This window comes from Lentilactobacillus senioris DSM 24302 = JCM 17472 (assembly GCF_001436555.1).
Taxonomy (GTDB): Bacteria; Bacillota; Bacilli; order Lactobacillales; family Lactobacillaceae; genus Lentilactobacillus; species Lentilactobacillus senioris.
This window is the reverse complement of sequence record NZ_AYZR01000009.1, coordinates 244,471-270,582: the sequence shown is the minus strand read 5'-3', so window position 1 is coordinate 270,582 and position 26,112 is coordinate 244,471. Positions and strand designations below refer to the sequence as shown.

25 protein-coding genes are annotated in these 26,112 nt (G+C 40.3%); 16 read left to right on the top strand and 9 right to left on the bottom strand.

Going from position 1 to position 26,112, the window contains the following annotated elements; all coding sequences use genetic code 11:
* The first annotated feature begins 214 nt into the window (after positions 1 to 214).
* The 7 genes from nrdD to sufB are packed head-to-tail and all read left to right on the top strand — an operon-like array spanning position 215 to position 7,775.
* Positions 215 to 2,386: an anaerobic ribonucleoside-triphosphate reductase gene (nrdD, locus tag FC56_RS07865; RefSeq protein WP_056978840.1), complete on the top strand. Its 2,172-nt coding sequence runs from the start codon at positions 215 to 217 to the stop codon at positions 2,384 to 2,386.
* Complete coding sequence (nrdG, locus tag FC56_RS07860; protein ID WP_056978839.1) at positions 2,376 to 2,963, top strand: anaerobic ribonucleoside-triphosphate reductase activating protein; 588 nt, start codon at positions 2,376 to 2,378, stop codon at positions 2,961 to 2,963. The genes nrdD and nrdG overlap by 11 nt, the downstream gene beginning before the upstream one ends.
* An 11-nt stretch (positions 2,964 to 2,974) precedes the next feature.
* Positions 2,975 to 3,727 (top strand): Fe-S cluster assembly ATPase SufC, encoded by a 753-nt coding sequence (gene sufC, locus FC56_RS07855; protein ID WP_056978836.1) that lies wholly within the window; start codon positions 2,975 to 2,977, stop codon positions 3,725 to 3,727.
* On the top strand, positions 3,724 to 4,764 hold the full coding sequence (locus FC56_RS07850) for a SufB/SufD family protein (protein WP_056978834.1): 1,041 nt from the start codon (positions 3,724 to 3,726) through the stop codon (positions 4,762 to 4,764). Before sufC ends, FC56_RS07850 begins: the two co-directional genes overlap by 4 nt.
* On the top strand, positions 4,761 to 5,936 hold the full coding sequence (locus tag FC56_RS07845; RefSeq protein WP_056978832.1) for an aminotransferase class V-fold PLP-dependent enzyme: 1,176 nt from the start codon (positions 4,761 to 4,763) through the stop codon (positions 5,934 to 5,936). Before FC56_RS07850 ends, FC56_RS07845 begins: the two co-directional genes overlap by 4 nt.
* Positions 5,933 to 6,376 (top strand): Fe-S cluster assembly sulfur transfer protein SufU, encoded by a 444-nt coding sequence (gene sufU / locus FC56_RS07840; protein ID WP_056978830.1) that lies wholly within the window; start codon positions 5,933 to 5,935, stop codon positions 6,374 to 6,376. The genes FC56_RS07845 and sufU overlap by 4 nt, the downstream gene beginning before the upstream one ends.
* Positions 6,369 to 7,775 carry a Fe-S cluster assembly protein SufB gene (sufB, locus tag FC56_RS07835; protein WP_056978828.1) on the top strand — a complete coding sequence of 469 codons (1,407 nt, stop codon included), beginning with the start codon at positions 6,369 to 6,371 and terminating at the stop codon, positions 7,773 to 7,775. Before sufU ends, sufB begins: the two co-directional genes overlap by 8 nt.
* An 18-nt stretch (positions 7,776 to 7,793) precedes the next feature.
* Here sufB and FC56_RS07830 read toward each other — a convergent pair whose 3' ends face one another.
* The 3 genes from FC56_RS07830 to FC56_RS07820 form a co-directional block, all read right to left on the bottom strand.
* The gene (locus FC56_RS07830) at positions 7,794 to 8,315 is read right to left on the bottom strand and encodes a DUF1097 domain-containing protein (RefSeq protein WP_056978826.1); all 522 of its coding nucleotides are present in this window, start codon (positions 8,313 to 8,315) and stop codon (positions 7,794 to 7,796) included.
* Positions 8,316 to 8,391: 76 nt separating this feature from the next.
* Positions 8,392 to 9,111, bottom strand: coding sequence for a hypothetical protein (locus FC56_RS07825; protein ID WP_147649722.1), 720 nt, complete (start codon positions 9,109 to 9,111; stop codon positions 8,392 to 8,394).
* Between the two features lie 44 nt (positions 9,112 to 9,155).
* On the bottom strand, positions 9,156 to 9,659 hold the full coding sequence (locus FC56_RS07820) for an aminoacyl-tRNA deacylase (protein WP_054671257.1): 504 nt from the start codon (positions 9,657 to 9,659) through the stop codon (positions 9,156 to 9,158).
* A gap of 154 nt (positions 9,660 to 9,813) precedes the next feature.
* Between FC56_RS07820 and FC56_RS07815 the strand changes: the two genes are divergently transcribed.
* Positions 9,814 to 10,545 (top strand): GntR family transcriptional regulator, encoded by a 732-nt coding sequence (locus FC56_RS07815; RefSeq protein ID WP_054671261.1) that lies wholly within the window; start codon positions 9,814 to 9,816, stop codon positions 10,543 to 10,545.
* A 298-nt stretch (positions 10,546 to 10,843) separates the two neighbouring features.
* Entirely contained in the window at positions 10,844 to 13,246 is a 2,403-nt protein-coding gene (locus tag FC56_RS07810) for a phosphoketolase family protein (RefSeq protein ID WP_147649720.1), read from the top strand.
* 57 nt (positions 13,247 to 13,303) lie between these two features.
* Here the strand turns inward: FC56_RS07810 and FC56_RS07805 are convergent, their stop codons facing one another.
* Positions 13,304 to 14,194, bottom strand: coding sequence for an RluA family pseudouridine synthase (locus tag FC56_RS07805; RefSeq protein ID WP_056978820.1), 891 nt, complete (start codon positions 14,192 to 14,194; stop codon positions 13,304 to 13,306).
* A gap of 65 nt (positions 14,195 to 14,259) precedes the next feature.
* Positions 14,260 to 14,721, bottom strand: coding sequence for a universal stress protein (locus FC56_RS07800; protein ID WP_054671266.1), 462 nt, complete (start codon positions 14,719 to 14,721; stop codon positions 14,260 to 14,262).
* Positions 14,722 to 14,879: 158 nt separating this feature from the next.
* On the opposite strand from FC56_RS07800, the gene FC56_RS07795 reads away from it, so the two are divergent.
* From FC56_RS07795 to FC56_RS07785, 3 genes are all read left to right on the top strand, one after another.
* The gene (locus tag FC56_RS07795; protein WP_056978818.1) at positions 14,880 to 15,890 is read left to right on the top strand and encodes a lipoate--protein ligase; all 1,011 of its coding nucleotides are present in this window, start codon (positions 14,880 to 14,882) and stop codon (positions 15,888 to 15,890) included.
* 81 nt (positions 15,891 to 15,971) lie between these two features.
* Positions 15,972 to 16,409 carry a hypothetical protein gene (locus tag FC56_RS07790; protein WP_054671273.1) on the top strand — a complete coding sequence of 146 codons (438 nt, stop codon included), beginning with the start codon at positions 15,972 to 15,974 and terminating at the stop codon, positions 16,407 to 16,409.
* Positions 16,406 to 16,858: a hypothetical protein gene (locus FC56_RS07785; RefSeq protein ID WP_056978816.1), complete on the top strand. Its 453-nt coding sequence runs from the start codon at positions 16,406 to 16,408 to the stop codon at positions 16,856 to 16,858. Before FC56_RS07790 ends, FC56_RS07785 begins: the two co-directional genes overlap by 4 nt.
* Before the next feature lie 429 nt (positions 16,859 to 17,287).
* On the opposite strand, the gene FC56_RS07780 is transcribed toward FC56_RS07785, so the two are convergent.
* The 3 genes from FC56_RS07780 to FC56_RS07770 all read right to left on the bottom strand — a co-directional run bounded on the left by FC56_RS07780 (position 17,288) and on the right by FC56_RS07770 (position 19,509).
* Positions 17,288 to 17,698, bottom strand: a complete 411-nt coding sequence (locus FC56_RS07780; RefSeq protein WP_225425427.1) for a C40 family peptidase — start codon at positions 17,696 to 17,698, stop codon at positions 17,288 to 17,290.
* Positions 17,699 to 17,807: 109 nt separating this feature from the next.
* Positions 17,808 to 18,707, bottom strand: a complete 900-nt coding sequence (locus tag FC56_RS07775) for a GH25 family lysozyme (protein ID WP_054671282.1) — start codon at positions 18,705 to 18,707, stop codon at positions 17,808 to 17,810.
* A 172-nt stretch (positions 18,708 to 18,879) separates the two neighbouring features.
* On the bottom strand, positions 18,880 to 19,509 hold the full coding sequence (locus tag FC56_RS07770) for a DedA family protein (protein ID WP_056978814.1): 630 nt from the start codon (positions 19,507 to 19,509) through the stop codon (positions 18,880 to 18,882).
* 158 nt (positions 19,510 to 19,667) lie between these two features.
* On the opposite strand from FC56_RS07770, the gene FC56_RS07765 reads away from it, so the two are divergent.
* From FC56_RS07765 to FC56_RS07755, 3 genes are all read left to right on the top strand, one after another.
* Positions 19,668 to 22,253, top strand: coding sequence for a YfhO family protein (locus FC56_RS07765; RefSeq protein ID WP_056978813.1), 2,586 nt, complete (start codon positions 19,668 to 19,670; stop codon positions 22,251 to 22,253).
* A gap of 214 nt (positions 22,254 to 22,467) precedes the next feature.
* On the top strand, positions 22,468 to 23,370 hold the full coding sequence (gene gnd, locus FC56_RS07760) for a phosphogluconate dehydrogenase (NAD(+)-dependent, decarboxylating) (RefSeq protein ID WP_056978811.1): 903 nt from the start codon (positions 22,468 to 22,470) through the stop codon (positions 23,368 to 23,370).
* 173 nt (positions 23,371 to 23,543) lie between these two features.
* Positions 23,544 to 24,182 carry an NAD(P)H-binding protein gene (locus tag FC56_RS07755; RefSeq protein WP_056978809.1) on the top strand — a complete coding sequence of 213 codons (639 nt, stop codon included), beginning with the start codon at positions 23,544 to 23,546 and terminating at the stop codon, positions 24,180 to 24,182.
* A 336-nt stretch (positions 24,183 to 24,518) separates the two neighbouring features.
* Here the strand turns inward: FC56_RS07755 and FC56_RS07750 are convergent, their stop codons facing one another.
* Positions 24,519 to 25,169 carry an MIP/aquaporin family protein gene (locus FC56_RS07750; protein ID WP_056978808.1) on the bottom strand — a complete coding sequence of 217 codons (651 nt, stop codon included), beginning with the start codon at positions 25,167 to 25,169 and terminating at the stop codon, positions 24,519 to 24,521.
* 148 nt (positions 25,170 to 25,317) lie between these two features.
* On the opposite strand from FC56_RS07750, the gene FC56_RS07745 reads away from it, so the two are divergent.
* The gene (locus FC56_RS07745) at positions 25,318 to 25,977 is read left to right on the top strand and encodes a histidine phosphatase family protein (protein ID WP_056978806.1); all 660 of its coding nucleotides are present in this window, start codon (positions 25,318 to 25,320) and stop codon (positions 25,975 to 25,977) included.
* The last annotated feature ends 135 nt before the right edge of the window (positions 25,978 to 26,112 follow it).

The following is a 26,112-nucleotide window of genomic DNA, read 5'->3' as shown; positions in this document are numbered from 1 at the left end:
AAGTTTTTTAATCCACAAATAGCTTTGAAACACAAGATGTAGTGTTTTTGATTGAGATAAGCACATACATATTGAGACTTCAAGACTTATATTCCAAAAATTATCCGAGTAAGATTAACAATATTGAAGGTCTGAAGTTAGGCCGAATGACTAGTCAAATTAGCTCGAAATAGTGAGTTAGACAATGGTTAAAAATTTAGGTAGGAGGCTAATTATGGAAAATCAAACGATTCAATCAACCGCTCGAACAATAACTGCTGGCCCAGCAACCGCAGTTAAAATGGATGGTGAGCGGGTTAAATTTTATCCTTATAAAATCGAATTAGTAGTAAATAATTTAACTGTTGATCCTCAATTACGCCAAACGTTATTGCAACAAATTTTAGAGCAAATTAATACCAAAGAAACTGAAATTACCGTTCAAGAAATTCGGTTGATTTTTCGCAGAGTGCTACTAGCTAATGACCAAGCGGATTTAGTAGCCAAGTACGATCTATATCGGCAACAAGATATGAACAAGTGGAAAAAGGCGATTGACCCCCAACACAAGCTAAATCAATTATTTAGTGAAACCGATCAATTAGTCCACGAAAACGCCAATAAGGACAGTAATATCTTCAGCACGCGTCGGGATCTAACTGCTGGAATGGTGGGTAAATCCATGGGACTAACGATGATGCCAGAAACGGTGGCTAAGGCCCATTTGCGTGGTGACATTCACTTTCATGATCTAGATTATTCACCGCTCACTTCGATGACTAACTGTTGTTTAATTGATTTTAAGGGAATGTTAGCTAATGGCTTTGAAATTGGTAACGCCGAAGTAGAATCTCCTAGATCTATCCAAACCGCTACCGCCCAAATGTCTCAAATTATTGCCAACGTAGCTTCTAGCCAATACGGCGGCTGCTCTTCTGATCGGACCGACGAATTACTTGCTCCTTATGCAGAATTAAACTACCAAAAGCATCTTTCAGAAGCGGCTGAGTGGGTAACGGCTGATAAACGAGAAGAATTTGCTCGAACTAAAACTAAAAAAGATATCTATGATGCCATGCAGGCATTGGAATATGAAGTAAACACCTTGTTCTCGTCAAACGGGCAAACCCCATTTACCACCGTGGGCTTTGGCTTAGGGACATCGTGGATTGAAAAGGAAATCCAAAAGGCAATCTTGCAAGTGCGGATTAAAGGACTAGGCAAGCAACACCGGACCGCCATTTTTCCGAAATTGGTGTTTACTCTTAAGCGGGGAGTCAACCTAGATCCAACTGATCCAAATTATGATGTGAAGGAATTAGCGGTCAAGTGTGCTACTAAACGAATGTATCCTGACGTTTTGATGTACGACAAGATTGTAGAATTGACAGGGAGCTTTAAGGCTCCTATGGGTTGTCGGAGTTTTTTACAGGGCTGGAAAAATGAACAGGGAGAAGAAGTAAATAGTGGCCGTATGAATCTAGGGGTCGTGACGATTAATTTACCTCGGATTGCGTTACAGGCTCAGGGGGATGAGTCACTATTTTGGGAAATTCTGGACGATAAATTGGCCCTAACTAAAAAAGCCTTACTATTTAGGATTGAACGCTGTAAAGAGGCCCAACCGGTGAATGCGCCAACGTTGTACAAGAATGGTGCTTTCGGAGTGCGCTTAAAGGACACTGATTCTGTAGATGAACTATTTAAGAACAGCAGGGCCACCATTTCACTAGGGTATATCGGTCTTTACGAAGTGGGAACCGCCTTTTTTGGTCCTAATTGGGAAACTAATCAAGCGGCTCATGATTTTACGGTCGCTATCGTAAAATACCTCCACGATGCTTGCGTTGCCTGGGAAGAAGAATATGGTTATCACTTTAGTGTGTATTCCACTCCGGCTGAATCCTTGACTGATACTTTTTGTGAGGACGATATTGAAAAATTTGGGCGGATCAAAGATATTACGGATAAAGAATACTACACCAACAGTTTTCACTACGATGTTCGTAAAAATCCGACTCCGTTTGAAAAATTAACCTTTGAAGAAGACTATCCTAAGTACGCTTCTGGAGGATTCATCCACTACTGTGAATATCCAAACCTTAAACAAAATCCGGCGGCTTTAGAAGCCGTTTGGACTTGGGCTTACGATCACGTAGGCTATTTGGGAACTAATGCTTCCATTGATCACTGTTATCAATGCGGATTCGACGGAGATTTCAAACCCACCGCGCGTGGCTTTGAGTGTCCCCAATGTGGCAACCGGGATCCTAAAACCTGTGACGTGGTCAAACGGACCTGCGGTTACTTGGGTAACCCAATGATTAGACCGATGGTAAAGGGCAGACATAAAGAAATTGCTTCTCGGGTGAAAAACATGAAATTGGGGGCTTTAAATGATGACTAATAGTCCTAAACGGCTTCCCAACAACCCGCAACCACAACAATGGTTAGCTGCAGAGCGGAGCCGTAATTATATTGCTGACTACAAGCCCTTCAATATGGTGGATGGTGAGGGGATTCGGTGTAGCTTATATGTCTCTGGTTGTTTATTTAATTGTCCAGGCTGTTACAACAAAGCCGCACAAAATTTTCATTATGGCCGGCCATACACACAAGAATTAGAGGATCAAATTATCACAGATCTCAGTCAAAGCTACGTTCAGGGCTTAACTCTCTTAGGGGGAGAGCCCTTTTTGAATACACAGGTGAGCTTACGACTATGCAAACGAATTCGTAAGGAATTTGGCCATGATAAAGATATCTGGTCGTGGACTGGATATAAATGGGATGAGTTAATGCAAGAATCCATCGACAAATTGGAGCTACTAAGTTATCTAGATATTTTAGTTGATGGCCGATTTATGGAAGACTTGAAAGATTTGACCTTACAATTTCGTGGCAGTAGTAACCAAAGAATTATTGACGTCCCTAAGTCCTTGCAACAAGATCAAGTGGTGATCTGGGATAAATTAATTCGGTAAAGGAGTTTAAAATGAGCAGTTTAATCATTGATGATTTGCACGTTGCAGTTGCTGGGGAAGAGATTTTAACGGGAGTGAATCTCCAAATTAACTCTGGAGAAGTCCACGCCCTAATGGGGCCGAATGGTACCGGTAAATCGACGCTGTCAGAGACTATTATGGGCAATCCGCGTTATGAAATTACTGCCGGTAAATTAATTTTTAATGGGGAAGATATTACCCAATTAACGGTGGATGAACGGGCCCAACGTGGTGTTTTTTTAGCGATGCAATATCCTATGGAGGTTGCTGGAATTTCTAATGCTGATTTTATTCATGCGGCGTTGAACGCTCAAAATAACGGCCAAGCAGTACCAGTATTGCCCTTTTTACAGAAGCTTAAACAAACCATACAGTTTTTAGAAATTGATCCGCAAGTTGCTGAACGGGGACTCAATGCTGACTTTTCTGGTGGAGAGAAAAAGCGTAATGAAATTTTGCAGTTAATGATGTTAAAGCCTAGTTTAGCTATTTTAGATGAAATTGATTCCGGGCTAGATATTGATGCTCTCAAAATTGTGGCTAAGGGAATTAATGCAATGCGCGATGATAATTTCAGCGCGTTGATGGTGACCCATTACCAACGATTATTAAATTATGTAGTGCCGGACGTAGTCCACATCATGATGAACGGTCATATCGTAGCAACTGGTGGTCCGGAATTAGCCACCCAATTAGAAGCGACCGGCTACTCTCAATTGGCAGAAGCTGGTGACAATCATTGAAAAATTCAACGCTGAAAAATTACCCCCGAATGATGGGCTTTAAGTATGATCCCGCTGATTTTATTTGGGCAGTGACCGAGCCGTTATGCTGGGACTGGAATGTGACTGAAGCCAATTTGACGAAATTTACGCAGTTGGGCGGAACTATCAAGCAAATCCAGCGTCATAACCTAACGGACTGGCAGAGAGAACAATTAGCGAGGTTGACTACCCAACCAGATCAGTTCGTAGCCGATCAATTAGTTAAAGCTTGGCAGGGGCTAGCAATTACCTTGCCAGCCAACGTTGAACTTAACGAGCCTTTACAGCTTAAAATTAATGTCGACTCAGCCGCTACACCATTGATTGTCTTACTCAACATAGGCGCGAATAGTCGACTAAATCTTACTACTGACTTTCATTTCACTGCTGAGACACCACAAAGTAGCATCGTATTTGCTGGTGAAGTGGCCGGTCAACTAGACTGTCGAACTGAATGGCATGCTGAACAATCAGGAAACCATTTACTGTTAGGTGAGTTAGCGGTGCAACAATCTGCTAGGTGTAGTTGGACGGTTATTCCTAGGTTACGGGGAAAGTTACTAGGCAATTTAAAAATTAAATTAGCGCAGCCCGGGGCCAGTGGTTACTTTTATGCTGGTAGTTTAGCTCGTCAAGATGATCAATTTAATTTACAGACCCAAATTCAACATTTTGCGCCTCACACTTTTAGTCGAATTAAAATGCGCGGGGTGTTATTTGATAACGCTAAGATGAACTTCACTAGTGTAGGCCAAATTGAACACGGTGCTCACGGAGCTAATGCGGACCAAGAAAATCGGCTATTAACTGCTGGTCCAGAGGTGCTAGGAAGTGCCAATCCGATGTTATTAATTGATGAAAATGACGTGCAAGCTGGCCACGCTGCTAGTATTGGGCAGTACGATGAAGAACAATTATACTATTTGCAAAGTCGGGGATTACCGCTATTCTTAGCTGAACAAATTTTAATTAACACTTTTATGCAACCAGTATTAGAAGGGGGAGTTGTTAAATGACCAATTATCAACCAGTAGCTTACTTAGACAATGCGGCTACCACCCCGATGCCTGATGAAGTGTTAACGACCGTGACTAATTATTACCAGTTTCAAAAAGTAAACGTTCACCGTGGGATGTATGGTTTAGCGCACCAGGTGACTAGTCAATACGAAGCGGTTAGGGAACAAGTTAAAAATTTTATTCATGCGACTAATTCAGCAGAGATCGTCTTTACCAGTGGTACCACCGATAGTTTAAACATGGTGGCAGCTGGATACGCCCGGCAAGTATTACAGCCCGGAGATGAAATCATGGTGAGTTTAATGGAGCATCATTCTAACCTGGTCCCCTGGCAGCAAGTAGCTCAGCAAACTGGTGCGCAATTGAAGTATTTAAACGTTACCGTTGACGGCCAAATTGATATTAAGCAATTGAGACAGCAGCTGACAGATCATACTAAAATTGTGGCATTAACCCTAGTTTCCAACGTTTTAGGGACCAAATTAGAGTTAGCCCCAGTGGCTGAATTGGTCCACCAACATGGTGGTATTTTAGTGGCTGACGCTGCTCAGGTGGCGGGACATTTACCCATTGATGTCCAGGCGTTAGGAGCAGACTTTTTAGCTTTTTCTGGTCATAAAATGTTTGGTCCGACTGGTATCGGGGTATTATACGGTCGGCAATCCTTATTAGAACAACTTCGGCCAGTGCGGTTTGGCGGGGAGATGATTCAAGAGGTGACTCAACAGGACGCTACTTGGCAGCCATTACCGTTAAGGTTAGAAGCTGGTACCCCCAATATTGCGGGGGTACTAGGGTTGGGAGCAGCGGTTAACTATTTGCAACGTTTAGGTTTTACTGCTATTCAAGCTCACGAACAAAAGTTAATGCGCCGGTTAATGGCGGGCCTGCAGTCTCATTTTCCGATTCAAATTTATGGCTCGCAAGTGGCTGGTGACCACCACGGGGCTGTAAGTTTTAATTTTAAACAGATTCACGCCCACGATGTAGCCACGATTTTAGACGCTGCCAACGTAGCAGTGCGCGCCGGGCAAATGTGTGCGGCCCCGTTAATGCAAGCTTTGCAAACGGATAGTGTGGTACGTGCCAGTATTTCTGCGGCTACCACTAGCGCCGAAGTGGATCGCTTTTTAGCCGCTTTAGATCAAGTGGAGGGCTTATTATTATGAATGAGATTGAACAACTCTACCAAAAAATTATTTTAACCCACGCTAATTATCCGGTCGGCTTCAGTGAATTAGTTGATTATGATTTTAAATGCCATTTAAAAAATCCTGACTGTGGGGATGATTTAACCGTTTACGGCAAATGGGATGGAGATGGTCAGCGGCTAGCTGAAATTAGTTTTACTGGAGATGGCTGTATCATCAGTAAGGCATCTGCCAGTATGATGGTGAGCCTATTGCAAGGTAAAACAGTAATGGAGATTGCCGATGTATGGACCGCTTTTCAAAAACTGGTGCTGGCTCAACCAACCGCAACCGAGAGCTTAGGAGACCTAGTGGCGTTTGCAACGTTGCATAATTTTCCTACGCGGGTGCGATGTGGTACTTTAGCTTGGCATGCGCTTCAAACTGGCATCCAAGAAGGGAGGTCCGAAAATGACTGATCAATCACAACTAAACGATCAAAATTTAACCGATGAACGGGGACCTATGGCTGATACTACCCCGGTTTTTTCTACGGGGGCTGGGATTAATGAAGCAACTATTAGAACTATTTCGGCAGTTAAGCAAGAACCGCAATGGATGTTAGACTTACGACTACAGGCGTACCAACTCTATTTACAAATGCCGATGCCTAAATACGGCCCGGATTTATCTAATTTAAACCTGGATCAGATTCAATATTTTCAGCGGGCTACTGATCACGTTGCCCGTGATTGGGAAGATGTACCGGATGAGATCAAGGAAACCTTTGAACTGATCGGGGTGCCAGAAGCCGAACGTAAATATTTGGCGGGCTCGGGAGCGCAATATGAATCAGAAGCGGTTTATAGTAATTTAAAACGGGAATTGGCGGAACAGGGAATTTTATTTATGGATACCGATACGGCGCTTCAACGACATCCAGAACTAGTGCGGCAGTACTTTGGCCAACTAATTGCGGCAACCGATAATAAGTTTGCGGCATTAAATACAGCTGTGTGGTCGGGCGGTACTTTCTTGTATGTTCCTGCTAACGTTCACGCTGATATTCCCATTCAAAGTTATTTTCGCATCAATGCTGGTCGGACTGGTCAGTTTGAACGAACGTTAATTATTGTGGAAGCGGGGGCGAGTGTAAACTACGTTGAGGGATGCACGGCGCCCAATTATTCCGAAGATAGTTTGCATGCCGCGGTAGTGGAAGTATTTGTGAAGCCGGGAGGCTATTGTCGTTATACCACCATTCAAAATTGGTCCACTAACGTTTATAGTTTAGAAACCAAGCGCGCTCAAGCAGAAGCCGGAGCTACGATGGAATGGATTGACGGTAATTTAGGCTCTAAGGTTACCATGAAATATCCCAGTGTTTATTTGGTGGGAGAACACGCGACCGGGTTGATGTTATCGATTGCAGCTGCCGGAAATTCAATGCACCAAGATACCGGTGCTAAAATGATTCATTTGGCTCCTAATACTAGTAGTAGCATCGTTTCCAAGGCAATTTGCCATGGTGGGGGACGAGCTGACTATCGTGGGTTGATTAAATTTACCAAGGAGGCGCACCATGCTAAATCTCACGTGGAATGTGATACGATTTTGCTAGATGATCAAAGTGCTAGTGACACGTTTCCGGTTAATGATATCGATGTCAACGACGGAACGATTGAACATGAAGCCCACGTATCTAAAATTTCGGCGGAGCAACTTTATTATTTACAGAGTCGGGGATTAGACGAAAAAAGTGCCGCCCAATTAATTGTGATGGGCTTTTTAGAGCCGTTCACCAAACAACTTCCCATGGAATACGCCGTGGAACTAGACCGGCTGATTAAATATCAAATGGATGGCAGTATTGGATAATAAAAAGGATAACCACCCTTAATTAGGGCGATTATCTTTTTTATTATTAGATTTATTTAGCAGCCACCGTTTAAAATAATCCGATGCAAAACCAATTACTACGATTCCTAAAACCATGGAAGCAAATAATTGCAGGCTAAAGATTAGCCAATTATGAATCATTAGGTTGGAAATAATCAGCATGGTGGTTCCCCAAGCAATTAGCCAAGCCGGAACAATGGTAAATGGCAAAATAGTCCCCTGCAAAAATAAGACAATAAACGTTAAGATGCCAAATATAATTGCAGATGGCCATACCTGAGCTAACCAGGCATTGAGCAGCAACCAATGAGCTAATAGCCCCCACAAAATTCCTAAGGCAAAGCTTAGCAAGATATTACCGGTTTTATCCTTAGGAAAGCCGGCTCCAAAAAAATACGAAACTGCGATAAAAGCAGCGGAACCCATCCATAAGTTAAACCCACTCATAATTAAACAGTACACCGTAGTAAATAGTCCCACCCCGATGGCGTCGATCCAAACTACTTTAGGAATTTTCATCACTCATAACCTCATTTTCATAATTCGTTTGGTGCGAGGTTATCAGTATATTATTAAGCGAATCGGTTCGTCAAACCTATTTAGTAAAACGGATTACGATTCTTAAAATTAATTGTAGGAAGAGGGATAAAAGTAGGGCAAAGCCTAACAAAATTGCCCAACTCCAGCCTAAATAATTTAGCCAAACTAGCCAAATTCCTTGAGGGCTAATCAAGGTCAACACTAACGTTCCGATTACTAAAACAGTCCCCCAAAGCCAAGCTCCGGCACCGGTATTTTGCAAATCAGCAGGACTTAAATCAAAGCCGCCCCAGCTAATATTGGTAGCTAAAATCATGAATAATAGGATGTGCCACCATTTATCGATTCTTAGATCAGGGCTGGCCGCCAATTGGCCACTACTTAAGTTTATCCCCCAGATCATCAAGCCGTGCATTAAGTTGGGAACTAACCAAAAGCCCAATCCAGCTAATGCTAATGAGCAGCCTACTACAGGTGCTAAGCCGATGAAAAAATTACCGAGCTGTTGGTATTTACTTTGCTGGTTCCAAGAGTGGCGGACGTAACCTAAAGTTTGCTGGTCGGCGGAAGGAAACTGAAGTAACTTAACGGCATCAATCTGATGACGAAAGATAAGGGCGGTTATTAAATGACTAGCTTCATGAATCATGATACCTAAGCCACCCAACCAGACCTGACTATTAGGACCGTAGTAAGTGACCAGTATTTTTTTGGTCTGACGATTTAACCATGATAATGCCCCCGTAAAGGCTAGTGGGATGATAACCAGATTCAAAGCTACTATTATTGCATTGTGTCCAAGTAAGGTAAGGTTAATAGCTATTTCTCCTCTAAGTCAGTGAAGGTACCGTGAACCAAGGTTTTCATATCAGTAGCATTGAGTTGAACTGACCGGCCAATTTGACCGGAAGAAACGATGATTTCACCCTGTTCTTCGGCCCGGGTATCGATGTAAATGGGATATTTATATTTTTCCCAAATCCCAATTGGAGTGTTGGCACCATGTTCGTAGCCGGTGGTTTTTAAGAGATCTTTTAAAGGCACCATAGACACTTTTTTGTTACCAGATGCTTTGGCTAATTTTTTTTCGTCCAAATGAGTATTGATGGGCACCACACCGACAACAGGGCCGGTCGTTTTACCAGTTAAGACCAAAGTTTTGTAGATATGGCCTTCGTCGTAGCCGGTATGGGAAACATCTAACTGAGCAACATCGTTTTTTTGATAGGTAGGGAAAATAATTTGTTGATAATTAATTTTATTTTTATCTAGAATTTGTTCTACTAAAGTTTTATGGATTTTTTTATCCTTTTTTTTAGACATGCCAAGTCCTCCTAGTCGTTTTGTTATCTACCTATTATAGTTATTGAATTCCGTTTAGGAAAGGGAGGATTGTTTTTTTGGGTGGTATTCCGGGTTACTTCTGGTATACTATTCTAGTGATAGTGTCAACGAATGGAAAAGAATAGGAGCAATCATGGCTGATTTAGTTTATCGAAAAATCTTGGCCGATTTGAAACAACGAATTCAAAATGATGAATTTCCAACCCAAAAACTACCGGATGAACGGAGTTTGATGGTGGAATACGATGTTAGTCGTAGCACGGTTAAGCGAGCCTTAAATATTATGGCTAATCAGGGAATCATTTTTAAAAAACGAGGATCAGGAACGTTTATTAATCCGTTGTACCAAAAAAACCAAACTATATTTCAATATGAAGGCTCTAACCTAGGGGTTACTGACAGTTTTAAGAGTGACGGCAAAATCCCTAGTATCAAGTTACTAGAATTTCGGGTAATTCCGGCAAATGAAGAATTGCAGACCGAACTCTTCTTGAATCCAGGAGATTTTGTTTATGAAATTAAACGATTACGGTCCTTTGACGACCAACCGTTTATGATTGAACTAGGGTATATTCCCATCAAGGTAGCACCGGGCCTGTCAGTGGAAACTGTTGAGGGTTCTATTTTTAACTTTTTGGAAGGTTCAACTGGTAAAACGGTTACTAAATCGTTCATGACGATTGCGGCAGCACCTTCAACACCAGAAGATCAAGAGCTATTGAATTTGAAACCAGTGGAACCAGTCGGTATCATGGAAGGGATTTTCTTCTTAGATGACGGAACTCCGTTTGAAGTTTCCAATATGCGCTTGCATTATAAATACTTAAATTACAATACGTTTGTCAACTTAGACGAAAACGGCTAAAAAATCCATCAAATTTGATGGATTTTTTTGTTGAATTAAATTTATTTTTTTAATTTCAGTTTAATTTTTCTCCTGTAAACTGCAGATCAATTGGTGGACTAATATGGCGAAACAGTCCATAATTGGGGTGTTCAGTGAGTATTTTACAGCTTTGGATAATTGGACCGTATCAATTTATAAAAAGGTTGACTTTTATCAAAAAACGATTAAGATAGGGGTTGTAAAATATTCAAAGGACATTTGAGTTTTACGAACATTCTTGTAACTTTAAATTTGGACATTTATGAAGGAGTGTTAATTGATGGCAGATTACGATTCAAAAGAATATTTAGAACTTGTTGACAAGTACTGGAACGCTGCTAACTACGTATCAGTTGGTCAATTGTTCTTACGTAACAACCCATTGTTGAAGACCGCGCTTAAACCAGAAGACGTTAAGGTTAAGCCTATTGGACACTGGGGAACTATTGCATCTCAAACTTTCATTTACGCACATTTAAACCGTGCTATTAAGAAGTATGATTTGAACATGTTCTATATTGAAGGTTCTGGTCACGGTGGACAAGTTATGGTATCTAACTCATACCTTGACGGTTCATACACTGAAATTTACCCTAACATCACTCAAGATGAAGAAGGTATGGCTAAGTTATTCAAACAATTCTCATTCCCAGGCGGAATTGCTTCTCATGCTGCTCCTGAAACTCCAGGTTCAATGCATGAAGGTGGCGAACTTGGTTACTCAATTTCTCATGGTACTGGTGCTATCTTTGATAACCCAGACGTTATTGCCGCTGTTGAAGTTGGTGATGGGGAAGCTGAATCAGGTCCATTAGCTGCTTCATGGTTCTCAGACAAATTTATTAACCCAGTTAAAGATGGTGCTGTATTGCCTATCCTTAACTTGAATGGTTTCAAGATTTCTAACCCAACTATTCTTTCACGAATGAGTGACGAAGAACTTACTAAGTACTTCGAAGGTATGGGCTGGAAGCCATACTTCGTTGAAACTGGTGATGGTCTTGATAACTGGAACAACCATATGCCAATGCACGAAAAGATGGCTAAGACTATGGATACTGTTATCGAAGAAATCAAAGCTATTCAAAAGAATGCTCGTGAAAACGAAACTGCAGAAACTGCAACTCTTCCTGTATGGCCAATGATCATCGTTCGTTCACCTAAGGGTTGGACTGGTCCTGTTCTTGATGATAATGGTGACCCTATCGAAGGCTCATTCCGTGCTCACCAAGTTCCATTGAACCTTTCAGCTAATGATATGCAAGATGCAGATCAATTTGTTGAATGGATGAAGTCATACAAGCCAGAAGAATTATTCAACGAAGACGGTTCATTGAAGCAAGAAATTGCTGACACCACTCCTAAGGGTGACCAACGGATGGCTATGAACCCAATCACTAACGGTGGTATCCACCCAGAACCATTAAAACTTCCTGATTACAAGGAATTTGCTGTTGACATTAAGGAACACGGTGCTGAAGAAAAATCAGATATGATCGTTTGGTCAGAATGGTTAGGCGCTGTTACTAAGATGAACCCAGATTCATTCCGTTCATTTGGTCCTGATGAAACTAAGTCAAACCGTCTTTATGGCTTGCTTGCTGCTACTCCTCGTCAATGGATGGAAGATATCAACCTTCCTTATGACGAAGATGTTGCTCACTCAGGTCAATTAATCGATTCACAACTTTCAGAACATCAAGCTGAAGGTTGGTTGGAAGGTTATGTCTTGACTGGTCGTCACGGCTTCTTCTCAACTTACGAAGCCTTCGGACGAGTAGTTGACTCAATGTTGACTCAACACATGAAGTGGTTACGTAAAGCTTCAGAACAATCATGGCGTCATGATTACCCATCATTGAACTTTGTTAACACTTCAACTGTATTCCAACAAGATCACAATGGTTACACTCACCAAGATCCAGGTATGCTTACTCACATGGCTGAAAAGAAACCTGAACTTATCCGCGAATACTTACCAGCTGATGCTAACACCTTGTTAGCTGTTGGTAACACTGCATTCCAACTTCGCGAAACTATCAACTTGATCGTTACTTCAAAGCACCCACGTCCACAATGGTACTCAATTGAAGAAGCAACTAACTTGGTAAACAATGGTCTTGGCTACATTGATTGGGCATCTACTGATCAAGGTCAAAAACCTGATGTTGTTATCGCTGCTGCTGGTTCAGAACCTAACTTGGAAGCCCTTGCTGCTATTTCAATCTTGAACAAGAACTTCCCAGAAATGAAGATTCGTTACATCAACGTTGTTGACATTCTTAAATTACGTCGTCCAGATGTTGACCCTCGTGGTTTGACTGACGAAGAATTTGATACTTTGTTTACAACTGATGCCCCAGTCTTCTTCCTTTACCACGGCTTCGAAGATATGATTAAGTCAATCTTCTTCGATCGTCACAACCATAACCTACACGTTCATGGTTACCGTGAACAAGGTGATATTACTACTCCATTCGATATGCGAGTTCTTAACGAAATGGATCGTTTCCACGTTGCTGCTGATGTTGTTAATAACACTCCAGAATACAGCGTTAAGGGAATGAGCTTCATTCACGAAATGAACAACATGGTTGCTAAGCACAATGCCTACATCCGTGAAGAAGGTACCGACTTACCAGAAGTTGTAAACTGGAAGTGGGAACCACTTAACAAGTAATTTGATTACTTATTAAGCTAAAAAGCCAACCGCATTTGCGGTTGGCTTTTTTTGTGGTTAACTTGATGGCTCGAAACCTTTTGGAACGGGGGCCATTACAGTTTGCCATTGATGACTGAATAGCAGTGGGAAGACCACCTGCCAGGAATGTAACAGCATTGGTTGTTCAATATTATCGTTACTGTAAAGGGGATCGCCGATTAAAGAATGGCCACTAGCTGCCAAATGCACTCGGATTTGGTGAGTCCGACCGGTTTTTAGGTTAACTTGCAATAAGGAATTTCCAGCTTGTTCTTTTAGTACTTGATAATGAGTTAGAGCAGATTGAGCGTTGATTCCGTTCACCTTCCGTTTTCGTTTATCTTCCGGATCCCGGCCGATGGGCAAATCAATTGTGCCAGATTTAGGCAATCCAACTCCGTGGACCCAGGTTAAGTAAGTTCGCTCAATAATTTTATTACTAATTTGGCGGTTTAAAATAGGGACGGCTACGGGGTTTTTAGCGATGATCAGAGCTCCACTAGTTTCCATGTCCAGGCGGTGAACCATGTACGGCGCTTCACCTTTACTTGCCAAATAATTGGCAGCAAAGTTAAGGGTGCTGCCTAATTCTCCTGGTTGGTTAGGGTGAGTTTTTTCGCCACGGTGCTTATTTACAATTAAGAGGTCGTGGTCTTCATACACTACTTCAACAGTTCCGGCAGGATCAACGGTAATGGGGTGGGGCAGGTGGGTAAAATCAGATGTAACAAACTCTAACTGGATTTGGTCACCAGCGTGGACAATTGTGTTGACGGGATGATATTGATGATTAACTAACACCCGCTGATTGATCCGTAGTTGCCGGATTAAGTATTTAGGCAATAGCCATTCATCTGATAATAAGGTGCGAAGGCTTTGAGCGGTCACTGCAGAATCTAGTTGGCGGTGAAACAACCATTTGGTCATTATATTTCTCCCTTAAATAAAAAAAGAGACGCGGCTACAAGTAACCGAATCCCTGGTAATTATAATTACTTTTTGGCATCTTTAGGTAATTTAACGATTAAAACGTCACATTTAGCATTTCTGGACACAAAGCTAGTAACAGATCCCATGATAATTCGTTCAACGGCACTAAGTCCAGTAGAGGCAATCACGATGACGTCGGTATTGTGGTCTGCAGGGAATTCGTTGGCAATGATTGGCTTAGGATTACCAAAACGAATATGAATGTCAACATCATCAAGTCCTGCATCACGAGCGGTTTGTTCCATTTCGTGTAACTGTTCTTCGGTGTTTTCCGTTAATTTAAAAACTACGTCACCACTGACAGCTCCGCCGTATGTTTGGTTAAATTGATTGACTTCTAAAACATTCAAGATATCCAAATGGGCGTGGTTTTCTTTGGCAACTTCGATAGCTCGCTTTAGCAAATTAGCAGTTGCTTTGGAGCCGTCGACTGGAACTAAGACATTTTTGTATTGTTGATTCATGATTATCACCTCAACCTATACTTTGTTTTCTCTTTAATTTTACCATTCCTAGCCGCGGATGTAATCCCTGAGCGCTTAAAAATGTCTTTTACGAAAGATTGTTATCGCTTACAAAAAGTGCTATGATAAACTCATCAAAAATAAAGGGAGTCCTGTCAATGTATTACGTTTCAATGAAATCTAATGATATCCGTCGAAACCTAGCTACGGAAACTTACTTAATGAATGAGAAGAACTTTGACGAGCCATTGCTTCTGTTCTACATCGAAGGACCTTGTATTATTGTAGGGCGCAACCAAAATACGCTTGAAGAAGTTAACAAGCAGTATGTGGATGAAAATAACATTGTAGTTACCCGCCGCTTATCAGGTGGGGGAGCTGTCTATCAAGACTTAGGCAACTTGTGCTTTAGTTTTGTGGTGGATAGTGATAGTAAGGAATTTGGTGACTTTAAGTCATTTGTCCAACCAATTGTGGACGCTTTACATGATATGGGCGCAACGTCTGCAGAAGTTAGTGGCCGTAACGATATTTTAATCGATGGCAAGAAGTTCTCTGGTAATGCCATGTACACCAAACACGGCAAGACTTTCTCCCATGGCACTTTGATGTTGGACGTTGATTTGTCTGTAGTAGGCAAAGCTCTAACCGTTCCTGAAGACAAAATTAAGTCCAAAGGAATTAAGTCCGTCCGGTCACGGGTAACTAACCTCAAACCATATCTTAATAGTGAATATCAAAACATCACCACCCCAGAATTCCGAGACATTCTATTGAAGGAATTATTCCACGTGGACGATCTTCAAGAAATTGCTGACAGGGAATATCAATTAACTGATGAAGATAACGCCGCTATTGATAAGATTTTTGATGACCTTTATAATAATTGGGACTGGGTTTACGGTAATTCACCAGAATTTTCAGTGAAAAAACGTCAGCACTTTACCAACGGAACGATTGATGCTCGTTTACAAATTGACGATGGTAAAATTCAAAACGTGGTCTTTTTCGGTGATTACTTTGGCCCTAAAGACGCTACTGAACTAGCCGACAAACTCAAAGGGGTCCGATTTGATCGCCAAAGTGTAGCGGAAGCTTTAGCAGATGTTGACTTGAATCAATACTTTGCTGGTATTTCAGAAGATGACTTTCTCTCTATGCTTTTCTAAACTAAGAAAATACGTTAAGATAATTAATAACCTTAAGATAAATTCTAACCTAGAATTTATCTTTTTATTTTGGAGGATAAGATGCAAGAGCAAAGCAAACGAGTAATTAGTTTGGCCATTGTGACCTTAATTGTGTATTTGGGAGTAATGGCGTTGACATTAATTCCAGCGGTAAAATTGGTGAAGGCAGTTCCTCAAGGTGAATTTTTGCAAACCGTTATTACAGCGATTGGTTTGTATGCAGTAACCATTATTTTAGCTGCTTTGCGGTTGCGTTTAGGCTATTATTTGATGGCGGCCGTGGTGGCGATTTATGGAATTGGCTTAATTGGAGTTTTTATTACGATGATTACCGGAGCCACTGGATTATTAACCGTGAGGGTTTTGATCGGTTCGGTGGCGGCTTTTGGTATCGTACTTAGCGTTAATTGGTTTATGCAGGTCTTCAAACTCCGCCGCCTTTACATTAATCACCGGATTGAACAGGTGACAGCTCACCAACGAGGTAAACAAAAATGAAACAAAATATTGCAGATTTAATTGATCAAATTAATAATGAAAAAATCACCGTCAAAGTTTTTGAAACAACAATGGCAAAACTTAAAAAGGATGTTGCCAAGACTATGCAACCACTCTATGATTTTGTCAGCGACCAAATTGGCAAGAATCAGCTAGGTGGTGCTCAATTGTTAGTGGGGGAAGCTTTAGCAATCAGAGTAGAAACTAACGTTGTAAACTTACCACTAGACGAACCAGCTCGAATTGAGAAGTTTATGAGTGATGAAGAAGAGGCTGGCGTTAACGTTTATTTGGTCGCGGTAGGCGAAAAGGTTAATCAATCGGGACTACGAATTGATGTAGTTGCTAACGCTGATGAGTTTCATGAGCATTTAACTAATTACGAAACTGAAATGAATGATTGGGTTCAGGCTAAAATTGATGCAGTAGAAGGAAATACTGAAGATTAGTAGTTTGAAGATGCTTATAAACGTGTTATAATATTTTTATGCGATGAGTCGAGCTATCACGCAACTTCGGTTGTTCGCGCAAGCGATTTAAGTGATTTTTCGAGCGGGACACATATCTACCGTATTGTAGGTGTCTGATTAGTTGAGGTTGTGGAGCTTCACTAGTCCATTCTTAGTTGAATGCCGCAAAAAGGCGTGCCTTTAGGCACGCCTTTTTTATTTATATTTAATGCCAAAAACTAGCAATGATTATTGTCATTGCTAGTTTTTTAATTTCAGAAGATGCAACACTATAGAAATTTGCTATGCTCAACTTATTTTTTCTTTACTTAACAAAAAAAACAATTAATAGTGACCTTTTATAGATCGGACTATTAATTGTTTTTTGCTGTTTTTAATGCTCAAGAATAATTCGGGTTGAGTATTATATTATTTTAAGTTAGTTACTGGGCGTGAAAAACCAACTACGTGCCACCATGGTGAGTAAACTCGTTCAGTAATCACACCGCGGTTTTGGGCGTCGATCATTCTACCGTTACCGATGTACATCCCAACGTGGCTAATACTATGCTTGCTGTAACCAAAGTAGACTAAATCGCCTTTTTGAACTTTGTTTTTAGAAACCTTTTTAGTTCCATTGTATTGAGCTTGTGCGGTACGAGGTAAGGTCTTCTTGATTGATTTCTTGTAAACGTATTTAGTGAACCCTGAACAATCAAAGTAACTAGGACCTACGGCACCATAAACATATGGCTTGCCAAGTTGCTTTTTAGCGGTTTTATAAACAGCTGAGTATTGTTTGGTTGCTGCACTAGCATTATCAGCCTGGCTGAAATTCATTGCACCGAAGAAGCTAAGGACAAATGCAAAAATCATAAGTGGTTTGAATAAGAATGAAAGACTGTCGGTTTTGATAATAAACTCTCCTTAAAATGTTGTTTTCGTTTTTTTATTGGACTTTAACTAATTCTTTATTGGCACTGACGTACTTACCATTGCTTAATTGGAAACGGTAGGCACCGTGACTTGATCTAGCAATTTTAGTAACCTTTAGGGTCTTGCCAGCTTTAACTGAGGCAACTTTACCAGTTAGATTAGCGGTTTTGTATTCATTGATCCTGTGTAAAGTTTTAATAGTCTTGCTAGCAGGAACGCTCTTGTAGTAGCTAGCTTTGGTAGTTGTGTACCAAGACTTAACTACTGAAGGGTTGATTGCTTTACTTAAATCAACCGTGTTAGCGGTGATTCCACCAATACGACCTTTAGAAGTGTATTGCCATAAGTCGGCTTTTACAGTTGAAGGCTTGTTGGAGTAGTTGGCAATCCAGGAGCCATCAAACTTAGAGAAGTTAATCTTGTATTGGTTAACGAAGCTTTCGTAAGTGTAGTAAATCAATGGTTTTTTGGTTAACTTACGCATGGTTGAATACCAGGCGTTAACGTATGATTGTTCGCTACCCTTACCTTTACGGTGTTCGTTGTCTAATACGAAGAACTTAGCATGACTGTTAGTCCGTTTGTAGAAGTCTTTAGCTTCCTTTTTGGCATCAGCTACACTACTAAATTCAGTGTAATCATATTGGCCAAATGGAACGCCGTATTTGTAAGCTGCTTTAGCATTAATATCTTTTTGAGTATCGATTCTAAAGTCGGCATCTCCGGTATTACCGTGTTGAACCCGGATAATAGCTAGCTGCATTTCTTTAGAAGCTTTCTTCCAATTGATCGTACCTTGATATTGAGAAACATCTGCGATTTTAGTTTTGCTTGCTAGCGCTGTTGTGCTAACAGTGAAGGCGGCTAATAAGCCAAGTGCTGCGCTCATAATTTTTTGAGTCGTTTTTTTCATGAAAGTAAATCCTCCTTGAATGTACAAATGCCATTATAGGGATTCAATGCTACTACAACTTCTCATAAACTTTGCAAGTATATTAAGATATGTGACAGTTAGGTAACAAAAAAGGCTGCTAGCCTTTGAAATAGGCATTTAGCAACCGGGAACTTGTGAAAAATTAAATTGTTTAGTCATTATTTTTGGCGGAGGTGATGATCTTGACGGCAAACCGGTAAAGTAATCCAACTGCCAAACTAATTACCAAAGAAGAAATAACCATATTGTGGGCGACAATTGGAATCGCTGTAGAAGCAAAACCTAATAAGGCAAATAACGACAACCATAGAAGGGCCCCCTTAGCGTTATCCTTGGTGAAATCATGGTAGTTCATCTTGTTATAACCAGCTAGCATTGGAATTAGATTGCCAACCGCCGGAATTAAATTACCGCTGATTACTGCCTCGTTTTGATCCCGATTAAAGTAACTTTCGGTTTTGGAATTTTTTAGTTTTTTAGCGGCTCGTTTATTATGCCGGGCCAAAAAATATTTTAGTTGGTTACCACAAAAAGCTGCTAGGCTACCGACTAGAATGACGAGCCAAATATTTAAGCGTCCTGTACTAGCAATAGTGCCACACAAAAAAATTAACATATCACTAGGCAGCCAGGCTAAAAAGATAAAGGCACACCCTAAAAAAATAATAAGGAAGAAGACGGAATAACTATGCCAACCTCCCACAGCCACGGCAGCTTTAATGGTACTATCTAACGTTGTTGAAATATTTTTAAACGTTAAATAAAAGGATTCCGGATTCATGGACAACGGCCTCCACTTGAATAGGTTAGTTTTTATTTTAGCATAATGTATTAAGAAAGAACCAATATCACGCTAAAAGCTACTATATTAACTGACTTTAGAGGGTTGGTACGATACAATGTTAGCGGTGATAAATTTCAAATAGAGTGGAGTAAAAAATGGTTAACACAAGTACGTCCAAAACTAAAAAACGGACCAAATTTAATTACTATTTATGGGCAACGTTAGTCCCAATTGGTTTATTAGCAATAATATTGAGTATTTTGCAAATCGCCCCATTTGGCGGCAAAAGTTTACTGATCAGTGATTTGGCAACCCAATACTTGCCATTCTTTGCTGATCTAAGAAGTCAGCTACTACATCATTCAATAAGTAGTTATTCATTTTTGGTTTCAATTGGTGATGGTATGTTGCCAATTTACACTTATTACTTGATGAGTCCGTTGAACTTGATTATTGTATTTTTCTCCAAGGCACAATTACCGCTGGCGATTAACATCATAATTAGTTGCAAAATTATTTTGAGCAGTATTTCCATGAGTTGGTTTTTACAACGCAAGTACCAGTCAACTAGTTTGGTTGGAGTAGCTGGTGGAATTGCTTATGGTTTTTGTAGTTTCGTAGCTATGTATTTTTATGATTTGATGTGGCTAGATGCCTTGATCGGGTTACCCATCATAATTTGGGGCTTAGAACGGTTGGTCAAGTACCAAAAAAGTTGGTTATACACCTTCGCTTTAGCCTTTACTATCATTATTAATTATTATATGGGTTACATAATCTGTGTTTTTGCGGTTATTTATTTAGTTTATTTACTAATAAAACAACGTCCGCAAAATATTAATTGGACTAACTACCTTAGATCAGTTCGTCCGGTTATTTTTCGATTTATTTGGTTTTCTTTGTTAGCGGGGCTGCTAAGCGGATTTATGTTATTGCCTACGGTATTAGCAATGCTCTCAACTGGCAAAGGGGTCTTTTCTTGGTGGAGCTTCATTCCATTTCCAGCGTTTGGACCAAGTTCGTTGGTAAATTTAGGGGTGGGAGCTTCTAACTTTGACGGCCGGTTATTGCACGGTCCTAGTATTTTTTCTGGATCATTCTTTTTAATCGGAGCGATTGTTTATTTCCGGTCTTCTCGAATTACCAAACCTAACAAACGTGCTGCTGGCTGGCTATTATTGGCTATATTACTAGGCATGGGTATTGAAACGTTCAATACGATTTGGCATATGTTTCAACAACCAGCCGGTTTTCCGTTTAGAATGGTTTATCTGTTCAGTTTTGCAGTAATCATGTTAACTTATGAGGGTTATTTGCAAGGGATGTTTGCTGAAAAGCAAGTTCTGATCAAAACAGCAGTGTTAATTATGGTACTCATATTAATTGGCTATGCAGTGGCTAACTTTACAGCTAATCAGCAAGATTTAAATCAATTACTAACTTACCAATACTTTGTAAGTAACTGGAATATTATTTTTGCGGCAGCCTTTTTGCTAGCTACCGTAATGGTGATTGGCACTGGTAAAAATCATTATCAACTATCACAGTATTTGATCTTATTATTGGTTAGTGTGGAAATGGGATTTAACTTCTTAGAGGCTAATTGGACCATGCCTTTGGTGCAAACTAAGCAGTATTCACAGGCATTCCAACGGTCGGAAGATCAGTTTAGTAAGCTAAATGACAAGCAATTTTACCGCAGTACCGTTTATAATCTGGATTTACGAAAATCATTTCCGGTGGATTACAATGGGTATAATGATTCCTTAATCTTTGGTTATCGGGGAATTAATTCCTATAGTTCAACCCTCAATTCTAATACTCGGCACGTGCTGAATAGCCTAGGGTTTGATAGTCGTAACGTTAGACGAATTGGCTCAATGGGGGCGACTCCAGTCGCTCAACAATTATTAGGGTTGAAGTATGACGTGGTTATTGATGGTAACCGTAGTAAAGCCGTGGTTAACCAACAAACTAGTGGGCTAGGGTTTATGACTAACAAGCAGATTGAAGATATTCATTTCAATGCTAATCAACCATTTTATAATTTGAATTCTTTGGTGAATGCGGAAGTTGGTAGATCGGAAAATCCGTTTGTGTTGGATCGAATAGTTAAAACAAAGCAGACAAAGCATAATGATCGTTTCCAATATCGGTTAACGGTAAAATCCCAGTTAACTGGGCAGCAGTACCTCTACGTTCCTCAGGTTCGATTAGCTGATACTGAAGTTAAGATTAACGGCAAAGCCATAGATCCAACTTTGCAGGGATTAGGAACTCAAATTATTAAGATTAACCAGGTTACTAAGGGACAGACAACGGATATTGAAATTGATTCTAAACAACCAATTTATGATTTGTCCCAATCAGTAGCTAGCTTTGACCAATCCAGATTTGACAAAGTGTATCAAGATTTAAATCAGCATGCTTTAAAGGTGGAACATGCAGATCAACTAACTAGTCAGGGCAGTCACTTTAAAGGTGAGGTAAATGTTTCAGCAGCCAAACCAATTTTATTGGTGAGTCTACCATATAATGATGGCTGGCAGGTACGATCAGATGGTAAACGGGCTGCTACTGTAAAGGTGGCAGATGGTCTCTTGGGAGTGAAGCTGACTCCTGGTAAACACCAGTTACAATTTGATTATCAAGTTGAAGGATTAAAAGCTGGTATCATAGTGTCTATCATTAGTATTTTAATGATGCTGGGAACAGCAGGCTGGCAACTTTTTAAAAAATGAAAATTATTTACAAAAGGTGGCGAATGAAGCCCCTTTTTTATTTTAATAAAAATAAAGAAAACGCTTTAAAATGGGATTCTTAAATTTGATGAATTCCATAATTTGACTATTTTGAAAAAAATTTTCGTTTTTCTCTTGCGAAAAATTAGTCCAAATCATATAATTAAAACCGTGATAGGAACTTAGAAAAAAGTAGATGAAAGAGGTATACGAAATGCAAATTGGTATGATCGGTCTCGGTAAAATGGGCCTTAACCTTGTTAAGAACATGATTAGAAACGGTAACGAAGTAGTAGCATTTGACCTTAACCCTGAAAGTGTTGAATTAGCTGTTGCTGCTGGTGCAACTGGTGCAACTAGTAACGCTGACTTGGTTAGCAAATTAAATGGTCCTCGCACTGTTTGGATCATGGTTCCTGCTGGGGCCCCAACTGATTCAACCGTTAGCGACATGGTTAGTTTGCTTTCAGAAGGCGATTACCTTATTGATGGTGGTAATTCATTTTATGAAGACTCAATCCGTCATGGTAAGTTAGCCGCTGAAGAAGGAATCAACTTCTTCGATTGTGGTACTTCTGGTGGGATGAACGGTGCTTTGAACGCCGGTAACTTCATGATCGGTGGCCCAAGTGCTGAAAAATTCGAACACTTGAAACCATTGTATGAAGGAATTGCAGAAAAAGACGGTTACCTTTACACTGGTAAAGTTGGTTCAGGTCACTTCTTGAAGATGGTTCACAACGGTATCGAATACGGTATGATGGGTGCCATTGGTGAAGGATTTGACGTTTTGGAAAACAGCCAATTTGATTACAATAACGAAGCAGTTGCTAAAGTTTGGAACCACGGTTCAGTTGTTCGTGGTTGGTTGATGGAATTAGCTGAAGAAGCTTTTTCTAAGGACGACAAACTTTCAGCCATTGCTGGTGTTATGCACTCATCTGGTGAAGGTAAGTGGACTGTTCAAGAAGCCCTTAAAGAAAACGTTGCTACTCCAGTAATCACTGCTTCATTGTACGAACGTTACGCTTCAATGACTGACGATAGCTTTACTGGTAAAGTTGTTTCTGCTTTACGTAACGGCTTCGGTGGTCACGCAATGGACATGAAGAAATAATTTAAATGGTTAATGAAAAGCATTCCGTAATGGAATGCTTTTTTTATGGAGATTGTTTAATAGTGATCAACCAATAACAGCCCATTAACTATAAAAAAATAAGTAATTTGCTATATTAACTTGTAATTAGTAAGTTGTGATGCTACCATAAAATTATTCAAGGAGGGATTAAGATGACAAATGTTTTAGTTTTAGGTGCAACCGGACGAATTGCTCAACAGGCTGAACCAATGTTACTTGACGAAGGGGTTAACTTAACTCTGATGCTCCGCAATCCTAACAAGCTGAATTTAACTTCTGAACAGCAAAAACGAGCTAACATTATCGTTGGTGACGTCTTGGATCAAGCCACCCTTACTGACGCAATGCAAGGTGTCGACATTGTTTACGCTAATTTAGCGGGTGACGTTATTGAGATGGCTAAATTAATTGAGCAAACTATGCGGACCGTTGGGGTTAAACGAATTGTTTGGATTTCCACACTAGGAATCTATGACGAAGTTCCCGGTAACTTTGGTAAGTGGAATAATGAAACCCTAGGTGATTATTTAACTCACTATGCTGAAGCTGCTAAAGTATTTGAAGATTCTGACCTCGACTACACGATTATTCGGCCTGCATGGCTAACTGATAAGGATGAGGTAGATTATGAAGTAACGGGTCGCACCGAAGCCTTTAAGGGGACTGAAGTTTCTCGCAAGTCAATTGCCGCTGTGGTAACGGCTATTGTCCAAAATCCACAAAAATATGAACGAGCTTCTATCGGAGTGAATAAACCTAATACTGATGGAGACAAGCCAGCATTTATGTAAAAATAATTAGGTGATTTGATGAGTATTTTTATTATTAAATTCTGCTATATGTAGATTAAAATTAAGGAGTTTTCCATAAATGCCCAAGATGTTGAAATCATATTCAAAGTGGTTTCAGTTACTTTATTGGCTTTTTTGGCCGATAAGCTTAGCCAGCTTATTTGCTTTTCAGGCTAATATATTTACGCTAATCATTAATTTAGTTGCTGGTAGCTACCTTTTTTAGTATTAGTTACCTTTGTGGTTGAAAGCATAATACATTTAGTCAAATAAAAAGAACCCCTGCTACCGGATTTAATCCAGTTCAGGAGCTCTTTTTTTGTTGATTTTATTTAATTAAGCTTCACTACCGAACCAACGGCCAACAAAAGCTGCTAACGCACCACCAACTAATGGGGCTAATAAGTAAACCCAGTAGTGGCTAAGTGCTGAACCGCCAGCCATTAAGGCAGGGCCAAAACTTCTAGCAGGGTTCAAGGAACCACCGGTTAAGTTCAAAGCAACGATAATCAAGAATGCTAGAGCTAAACCAATTGCTAGTGGAGCCAAGTTAGCATTGCCTAGACGATCACTAGTGACCATTAAAATAACTAGGATGAAGATGAAAGTGATTAAAACTTCCACCCAGAATGCAGTGCCGGCACTGATTTTAGGAAAATCAGTTTGTCCAAGTTGATTAGTAGCTAAACCTAAATCGCCCACTAGGGTTTTAATAATAGCAGAAGCAGCAATTGCCCCTAGAAATTGGGAAATTACGTAACCAACAAATTCCGTTAAGCTTAACCGGTTGTTGATTAACATAGCCAATGAAACTGCGGGATTAAAGTTACCGCCGGAAACATTACCAAATGCGTAAGCCATAATGGTAATTGCTAAACCAAAAGCTAGTCCAATAGTTAACGGATCGCCTTTGGCTAAGACTACCGCACCGGTACCAGCAAAAACTAACATAAACGTACCGATAAATTCAGCAACGTATTTTTGCATCTTAAAATTACCTCCATCAAATTATAATCATTAGTATAAAGATTGCCTATCTATTTTACCATACTAAGGATTGGAGTTCTAATGGTGGGCGGAAGGCGGTGGATACGTTATACTAAACTTAAGAACGTCAAGAAAGTGGGATGATGACATGAAGACAGTTACAGCATATTTAGTTCGCCATGGTCAAACCTATTTGAATCTTTATAATAAGGTTCAAGGATGGATTGATTCACCACTAACCGATAAAGGCCAACAAGATGCTAAAAATGCAGGACAAAGGCTAGCTCAAATTAATTTTAATGCGGCGTTTTCTAGTGACTCCGGGAGGGCCATTGATACGGCGCGATTAATTTTAAAGGCTAATCCCCATAATAATGACCTGGTGCGTTATCAATATCCCGAATTGCGGGAACAATTCCATGGTTATTTTGAAGGTAGTGACTTGAGCCAAATGTGGCAGTTCGTTGGGGCGCAAGTAGAAACAACTACTGAAGCCGGCGTTTTGAATAATTTTGGTCTCGAACGGGCCAGAGATTTAATTCAACGAGCAGATTTATACAACCAAGCGGAAAATAACGCAATGTTTTGGGAACGACTAGATTATGGTTTTGACAAGATTCGGCGTAATACTAATGATGGCGATACAATTTTGATTGTGTCTCACGGAATGACGATTCGTTCGATTGTGGACCGCTATGCTCCTAAGCTAGATATTGGTCAAGCCACTGCCAATGGGAGTGTGACTAAGTTAATTATCACTGATGATGATATTCAAGTAGAGTACTTCAACAACTTGGGGGAAGTTTAACCCTGGTTGAGAGAAAGCGATAATTATGGTATCTTGATAAGAATGCAAATGACGAGTTTGAATAGTTAATTTCGACTCGAGAAAAAGTGCAATTCCGATGAATTAAAGTCGAAATTGCACTTTGTTATTAATACT

What these genes read in the sequence shown, in the direction of transcription:
- nrdD (WP_056978840.1), top strand. Translation starts at nt 215, where the DNA reads ATGGAAAATCAAACGATTCAATCAACCGCTCGAACAATAACTGCTGGC.
- nrdG (WP_056978839.1), top strand. Translation starts at nt 2,376, where the DNA reads ATGATGACTAATAGTCCTAAACGGCTTCCCAACAACCCGCAACCACAA.
- sufC (WP_056978836.1), top strand. Translation starts at nt 2,975, where the DNA reads ATGAGCAGTTTAATCATTGATGATTTGCACGTTGCAGTTGCTGGGGAA.
- FC56_RS07845 (WP_056978832.1), top strand. Translation starts at nt 4,761, where the DNA reads ATGACCAATTATCAACCAGTAGCTTACTTAGACAATGCGGCTACCACC.
- sufU (WP_056978830.1), top strand. Translation starts at nt 5,933, where the DNA reads ATGAATGAGATTGAACAACTCTACCAAAAAATTATTTTAACCCACGCT.
- sufB (WP_056978828.1), top strand. Translation starts at nt 6,369, where the DNA reads ATGACTGATCAATCACAACTAAACGATCAAAATTTAACCGATGAACGG.
- FC56_RS07830 (WP_056978826.1), bottom strand. Translation starts at nt 8,315, where the DNA reads ATGAAAATTCCTAAAGTAGTTTGGATCGACGCCATCGGGGTGGGACTA.
- FC56_RS07820 (WP_054671257.1), bottom strand. Translation starts at nt 9,659, where the DNA reads ATGTCTAAAAAAAAGGATAAAAAAATCCATAAAACTTTAGTAGAACAA.
- FC56_RS07815 (WP_054671261.1), top strand. Translation starts at nt 9,814, where the DNA reads ATGGCTGATTTAGTTTATCGAAAAATCTTGGCCGATTTGAAACAACGA.
- FC56_RS07805 (WP_056978820.1), bottom strand. Translation starts at nt 14,194, where the DNA reads ATGACCAAATGGTTGTTTCACCGCCAACTAGATTCTGCAGTGACCGCT.
- FC56_RS07800 (WP_054671266.1), bottom strand. Translation starts at nt 14,721, where the DNA reads ATGAATCAACAATACAAAAATGTCTTAGTTCCAGTCGACGGCTCCAAA.
- FC56_RS07795 (WP_056978818.1), top strand. Translation starts at nt 14,880, where the DNA reads ATGTATTACGTTTCAATGAAATCTAATGATATCCGTCGAAACCTAGCT.
- FC56_RS07790 (WP_054671273.1), top strand. Translation starts at nt 15,972, where the DNA reads ATGCAAGAGCAAAGCAAACGAGTAATTAGTTTGGCCATTGTGACCTTA.
- FC56_RS07785 (WP_056978816.1), top strand. Translation starts at nt 16,406, where the DNA reads ATGAAACAAAATATTGCAGATTTAATTGATCAAATTAATAATGAAAAA.
- FC56_RS07780 (WP_225425427.1), bottom strand. Translation starts at nt 17,698, where the DNA reads ATGAATTTCAGCCAGGCTGATAATGCTAGTGCAGCAACCAAACAATAC.
- FC56_RS07775 (WP_054671282.1), bottom strand. Translation starts at nt 18,707, where the DNA reads ATGAAAAAAACGACTCAAAAAATTATGAGCGCAGCACTTGGCTTATTA.
- FC56_RS07770 (WP_056978814.1), bottom strand. Translation starts at nt 19,509, where the DNA reads ATGAATCCGGAATCCTTTTATTTAACGTTTAAAAATATTTCAACAACG.
- FC56_RS07765 (WP_056978813.1), top strand. Translation starts at nt 19,668, where the DNA reads ATGGTTAACACAAGTACGTCCAAAACTAAAAAACGGACCAAATTTAAT.
- gnd (WP_056978811.1), top strand. Translation starts at nt 22,468, where the DNA reads ATGCAAATTGGTATGATCGGTCTCGGTAAAATGGGCCTTAACCTTGTT.
- FC56_RS07755 (WP_056978809.1), top strand. Translation starts at nt 23,544, where the DNA reads ATGACAAATGTTTTAGTTTTAGGTGCAACCGGACGAATTGCTCAACAG.
- FC56_RS07750 (WP_056978808.1), bottom strand. Translation starts at nt 25,169, where the DNA reads ATGCAAAAATACGTTGCTGAATTTATCGGTACGTTTATGTTAGTTTTT.
- FC56_RS07745 (WP_056978806.1), top strand. Translation starts at nt 25,318, where the DNA reads ATGAAGACAGTTACAGCATATTTAGTTCGCCATGGTCAAACCTATTTG.